This window comes from Desulfonatronospira sp. MSAO_Bac3 (assembly GCF_003838035.1).
In the GTDB taxonomy this organism is placed as follows: Bacteria; Desulfobacterota; Desulfovibrionia; order Desulfovibrionales; family Desulfonatronovibrionaceae; genus Desulfonatronospira; species Desulfonatronospira thiodismutans.
Map to the genome: position 1 here is coordinate 1 of NZ_QYZY01000327.1, position 6,111 is coordinate 6,111.

At 53.7% G+C, this 6,111-nt stretch carries 5 protein-coding genes; all 5 read right to left on the minus strand.

All coding sequences use genetic code 11. From position 1 onward, the window contains the following. Positions 1-2,311, minus strand: a 2,311-nt coding sequence (locus tag D5S03_RS11370; protein ID WP_287044079.1) for a PAS domain S-box protein, incomplete at its 3' end; no start/stop codon positions are given. Between the two features lie 193 nt (positions 2,312-2,504). Beyond that, complete coding sequence (locus D5S03_RS11375; RefSeq protein WP_008871756.1) at positions 2,505-2,993, minus strand: protease complex subunit PrcB family protein; 489 nt, start codon at positions 2,991-2,993, stop codon at positions 2,505-2,507. Between the two features lie 22 nt (positions 2,994-3,015). Beyond that, positions 3,016-3,426 carry a hypothetical protein gene (locus D5S03_RS11380; RefSeq protein WP_008871755.1) on the minus strand — a complete coding sequence of 137 codons (411 nt, stop codon included), beginning with the start codon at positions 3,424-3,426 and terminating at the stop codon, positions 3,016-3,018. Positions 3,427-3,586: 160 nt separating this feature from the next. Then, positions 3,587-4,489 carry a DUF4438 domain-containing protein gene (locus D5S03_RS11385; RefSeq protein ID WP_008871754.1) on the minus strand — a complete coding sequence of 301 codons (903 nt, stop codon included), beginning with the start codon at positions 4,487-4,489 and terminating at the stop codon, positions 3,587-3,589. Positions 4,490-4,575: 86 nt separating this feature from the next. Further along, positions 4,576-5,823: a competence/damage-inducible protein A gene (locus tag D5S03_RS11390; protein ID WP_008871753.1), complete on the minus strand. Its 1,248-nt coding sequence runs from the start codon at positions 5,821-5,823 to the stop codon at positions 4,576-4,578. Positions 5,824-6,111 lie beyond the last annotated feature (288 nt).

Genomic DNA, 6,111 nt, shown 5'->3' on the forward strand with positions numbered 1-6,111 from the left:
GGGAATTGAGGGATTCAGGGATGGGCTCTCCTTCCTTTGATCCCAGACCACTGACCTCTGATTTGTGCTCCCTGACTTCTGACCTCTGATCTCTGATCTCTGATTCCTGTCTCCTGTCCCCTGCGGCGCGGATACGCCTTGTGGCCTCCATCCCGTCCATGCCCGGCATCTGAATATCCATGAGAATACAGTCGAAATCCTGGTGGGCAAGCATATCCAGGGCCTTTTGACCGTTCCCGGCCAGGCTTACCTGGTGTCCGGACTTCTGCAGCAGGCGCTTCATGGGCAGCTGGTTGGATGGGTCATCTTCAACCAGGAGAACTCGAAGCCCTTGATTATCCGGGGCTGATTCAGAAGCATCCAGTTGTTGTTCCTTTTCAGGCTGCTCAGGCACCTTAAGGGGCAAAAGAATATTGAAAGTGCTGCCTGCATCCGGCATGCTCTCTACGGTTACCTCTCCGTGCATGAGTTCCACAAGCCTTTTGACTATGGACAGGCCAAGGCCTGCTCCCTGGTATTTGCGGGTGTAGGCGTTCTCGGCCTGGACAAAGGGCTTGAAAAGATCCCCGGCCCTGTGGGGAGTCATGCCTATGCCAGTATCGGATACGGTAAGAAGCACCTGGATATCTCTTTCCCGACGTTTCATCAGATGCCAGTTCACCTGTACCCGGCCCTGCTCGGTGAATTTAAGGGCATTGCCCACCAGGTTGAACAGAATCTGCTGCAGCCTGGTCTCGTCTCCCAGAAGGATTTCAGGCAGTTGCGGATCCAGGCTGTATTCCAGGGCAATATTCTTTTCCCGACAGGTGACCATGAAAAGCTCTGTCACTGAAAAGCAGAGTTTTCTGACATCAAATTCTTCCTGCCTGATCTCCATCTGACCGGCCTCAATCCGGGACAGATCAAGGATATCCGAGAGAAGCCTGGTCAGCCTGCGGGCGGACGTGAGCCCCATCTGCACATACTGCGCCTGCTCCACGTCCAGGCTGGTGGCTTCCAGAAGCTGCATCATTCCCATGATGCCGTTTATGGGAGTGCGAATCTCGTGGCTCATGTTGGCCAGAAATTCAGACTTGGCCCTGTTGGCTGCTTCAGCTTCGTCCCTGGCCTTTACGATTTTCTCCTCGGCGTCTTTCTGCCTTGTAATGTCGCGGACGATACCCACCGCGTGCCACCTGTTCTGCAAAGATACAGCGGACAGGGAAAGGGAAATGGGGAATTCTCTGCCATCCCGGTCAAGGGCGGATAATTCAATTGTTTTGCCTATGGCATCTCCCCTGCCGGTCTGCTGAAAATGCTGGAAGGCTTTCAGGTGTTGCTCATGGTATCTTGCCGGGGCCAGGATATTGTGCAGGTCCTTGCCCACGATTTCTTCCGCGGTATATCCGAAAATTGATTCAGCCATGGGGTTCCAGTAGGCAATTTCACCTTCAGGCCCCATCAGGACAATGGCGTCCTGGGCCGAGTCTGTAATGGCCTGCAGCTGAGCACGGCTTTCCTGCAGGGCATTTTCGGCCTGCTTACGCTCTGTAATATCCATAAGGGACGCAATGCTCTGGGTAGTGCCTGGAATGGTATCTATGCAAAGATAGATGTGATGCTCATGTCCATGTGCATCAATGAAGCGGAATTCGTACTGGCGCGGGGCGGTATAGTCATCCTTGCGTCTGGAAAAATGAAAATGCCTCATCTGCTCCAGGTCCTGGGGGTGGACGAATTCGGTCCAGGATTTTCTGCCTTCAATATCCTGCCTGCAATAGCCGCTTAGTCCTTCAAACCTCGAGTTGGCCAGGGAAATGGTGGTGTCCTCTTCGATTATGACCTGGGCCGTGCCCGTGGTCTCGAATATAGCCCGGTAATACTGCTGAGAACGGCGCAGGGCTTCTTCCAGACGTTTCTGCTCTGTAATGTTGCGTGCATGGACGATGACGCCCTGGATTTGTCCATTTTCGTCCAGGCAGGGGTGGAAAAAGACTGAAAGGCACTCCTGAATGCCAGCCGGAGTATCGAACCATGACTCATAGTGCTCCTCTTTTCCTTCAAGACAGCGGTCCAGTCTGGGCTTGACGATGTTGTCAAACACATGAGCGCCGAGAAGGCTTTCTACGGTGTGGCCGACAATTTCTTTCCTGCTTCCGGCAAAAGTGTCTAAGTATGCCTGATTTACTGCCTGGTAAACGTAATTGCGGTCCACAAAAGACATGGGTTCTTTGACCGTGGAAACTATCGCCTGATACTTGCGCAGGGTTTCCTGGGAGGGCTCATCTTGGGTATGGGCGCTGTGCCCTGTGGAGTGCAGGCTTTTTTTCATGTTTTTCCCCTGCAAGAGGTTGAAAAAATCTAATCCCGGCTTATTCTATATTGTATCAAAATGATTTTAATCAGCGTAGATCAGTTTACCCCGTGAAATCTCTTATTATTTCACTGGGGCGAGATCAGCGGCTAACATCTTTCTTCTTCATGCAACTGATAACATCAAAGGCAAAAAGAGGCGTTGCGGCTTATCATAGCGGGGGCTCTGCAAGCGGTGATCCGCAGTGCCGGACCTGCACCTCCCTGCCTTCCACCCCGCTGAGGGCGACTACTTTCCAGGGAAAGGTCAAAGCGGTGGTAGCCGGTCCATCCGGGGGATGAAGGCTGCACTGCAACCTGATGACATCACTGTCCTGGTGGGTTATTTCCACTTCCATCCGATATCCGCCCGTGGGGCGCTGACCTGCGTAAAAGACGGCGAAAGCCCCGGTCTTTTCAGGCCATTCCGGCCTGGATTCCCGGAGCAGACTCCAGACTTCCTGCCAGTTTTCCCTGTCTCCGGCCATGGCAGCCGGGATTTTTATTTCTGCATAGTGTCCCGACCACTGGTGTGCTATCTCAGCACTAAGTGCATCCTGGCCGTCCTGGCTGCAGGAAATAAGGCCAGAAAGAAGAAAAAGGCTTACGGCCAGCAAGATGCTGCTGTGAAAACCTCCGGGGGAGCTTATTGTCTGCATCATGTGATTTCTGAGCGCTCAACAGTTATCCTTTATTCTCACCACTTAAATAAAGGCTCCAGGGGATTATGTGCAGTTCGGAACTTACTTCTCTGGTGCTGCCCAGCTTCCAGTCAGTGGCCTGCATGCCCTGGGGCAAGAGGGCGTTGATCTCTTTCATCAGGCCCGGGAGGTCGATTACAGGATGTCTGCTGAAAACCTGGGGAAGCCCATAGGTCAGGTTGCATGCCATGCACTTTCCAGATCTCTGCTTGAGCCTGAATTCCATATCCAGCCGATCCCCGGCGTTGCCAGCCAGCATCAGCTGGATGTCGAAAGTGCCCTCCCCGGGATCACCGTACAGGGCCTCAAAAAAATCATCAGCCCTGCTGGGTGGAAATATTTGCTGGAGTACTTCAGGGGTGAGGATTTCTTCCACGCTCTTATTGTTGCTCATGCCCTTCTCCTGTAGGTGTTTTCTGCCATCAGTGCGTTGGCCGCAAATTTTTACTGTTGCGGCTTAAAATATTTTTTTATCAGATGTCAGTATAGTTTAAAAGCCCTTTTTTTGTCTGACACCGGTTTGAAGCGCCTGCAGCAGGGAGAAGGGGACGGCCTCAGGTCCGGGTTCCAATGTCCAGCAAAACTCCGACATTGGCCTTTCTGGATATCACGGGTTCAATCAGTGAGCTTTCAGCAGTCATAACGGTTGTAACTCCTGGTCCATGACCCGCCCGCCTGCAATCGCTGTGGGATATGACTCCAATGGCCAGCCATCCCTGACGGTAGGTGCGTCCGAATCTGTGGTCCTGATCCATCAGGGCCACAAAGTCGCCGAAGCGCAGACTGTCCAGAGCATACTTATCCACTGAATCCCGGTCGCTGGTGATGATGTCACAGTCGCCTTTTGCCGTATGTGCCGCTCCCGTGCCCGATCCGACACAGACAGCCGGGACTATGGCGGTAACCGGCACTTTGATCCCGCTTTTGTCGTTTATTTCAATATCCATGAGCTCCAGCAGATCCGGGTCGAGGTTTTGCAGGGCAATTTCCGGGTAGTCGGTAAGTTGCAGGCCCTGTCCTCTGGCATGGATGCGGATGGTATCCTCGTAGGAAAGCTTTTCTTTAATTTCCCGGGAAAAGTCCAGTATCAGATGTTCTGATCCGCCGTGCTTGCCCATGACAAAACCAGGGGATCCCTTTGCTTCTCCGGAAATTACCGTGGCCCTGTTGCCTATGCAGGAAAACAACTGCAAGGAGTTATTGGGATGCTCTGCAGGCTTGTGGGTATTGCCGGTACAGCTCACCCCTGGTTCCACGTGGTCTCCGGCCCAGCCGAAAGCGCTGTCCCCCACCTGCACGTTCAATGTGATTCCACCGATGGAAGGCAGGATAAAGGGGGAGCCCTCATGGTCCAGTCCCCAGCCTGCCTGAGCTTTGGGTGGGCCGGGTTTGCCCTCCAGCAGAAATTCAATGATATGCTCTTTGTTGGTCGACAACTTGTTTTTTTCTTTATTCATAAAGCTTTCACTGCTCTGGAGAGGTTGGAAGATGACTTAAATCTACTATAGGAAAAGGCGTCACTTATCAAGTCAGTGCAATTGACTCAGGTGGCCGGCTCCCCTGAGGCTGAATTGCTGGAGTGGTTGCCGGGTATTACCTCCAACAGCTCCAGGCGCAGGAGGTTCAGGCAGGCCCAGGAAAGGGCGGTGATACTGGCCTGGCGGTCCGGGTAGCCGCGGGTAAATTCCCTGGCCAGGGTTCTATGTCTGCCTGCCAGGCCCATAAAGACCCTGGTCTGATCTGCTTCTTTTGCTGCAAAATTTACCAGCCCAAAGTCGGACTCTGCATCCGTCATGATTTCACTGGCCAGTTCCCTGGCGCTGTGCAGCGGATCGACATGTGTGCGGGAAAATCCCTGAAAATCTTCATGGACCACCCTGGCCAGTAAAAGGGCCTTGCTGCCGGCTTCAGTGCCGGTTGCAAGGTGGGCCAGCATCCCTCCGCTGCAGCCTTCCAGTATGGCCAGGGTCTTATTCTGGTCCGCCAGAAGCTGCATGGTCTCCTCCTGGAGTGTGCTGTCCCGGCTGGAAAAGACCCTGTCTCCAAGTCTGTGCTTGACCCAGTTGACCGCATCTTCCATATGCTGACCATAAGTCCGGCCTGCAGGCTGTCTGCAGTAAAGCCTTGCCTGAATCGCAGGAAACTTGAAGCGAAATCCCAGATGAATATCCGGAAAGGAGGACGAAAATCCCTGCAGGGCCTGTGCTGTTTTAGATTCTGATATGCCGAAGCAGGAGATCACCCGGATGGACATGGGCTGCAGCTGTTGAGCCAGGTGTTTTTTAATCCAGGGGGTTACAGACAGATCAAACATCTGTTTCATTTCTGAAGGTACTCCGGGCAGGGCAAAAAGGCAGCAGTTGTGTATATTGAGGCGAAATCCCGGGGCAGTGCCGGCCGGGTTGGGCAGACAAACACTTCCAGCCGGAATGAGGGCCTGTTTGAGATTGGATTCAGGCATGGGCCGCTGCAGCCTGGCAAAATAGTCTTCTATGCTTTGCAGGGCCTGCCTGTTTTGCTCCAGCTCCACGCCGCAGGCCCTTGCTGCGGCCTCGGCGGTGATGTCATCGGGGGTAGGGCCAAGTCCCCCGGTGATAACTGCAATATCCGCCCTCTGGGCAATCTCCTGGATAAGACTTTGCAGTTCCCTGAGATCATCACCCGCACAGGAGATGCGGCCGACCTCAAGTCCTGACTGCAGCAGCTGCCGGGTAATCCAGGCAGCATTGGTATCCACCAGTGAGCCGCTCATGATTTCGTCCCCGGTGGATAATATTTCAGCTCTGATCATGTACGGTGTTCCTTTTAGTAAAGTATTGTCGGTTACCAGTTGTCATCTCACCCATAACCTGTACGTTGCCTTTTTCTGGCACGGGCAGCCTGGTAACCATTCAAGGGGTGCCAGCAATCGCCACCGGGAATAGGGCTGAGGCGTACTCCCCAGCCGTGAGCGGCAGGGCCGCCCGTGTGCAACGAAGTTGCCCGTGCCAAAAAAATCTTCTCTGGCACGGGAAGCCTTCAGGCTTCACACCCGACTAAAATGCGCTTTGCTGTCCTGCGGAATTTTAGCGGGCAGGCA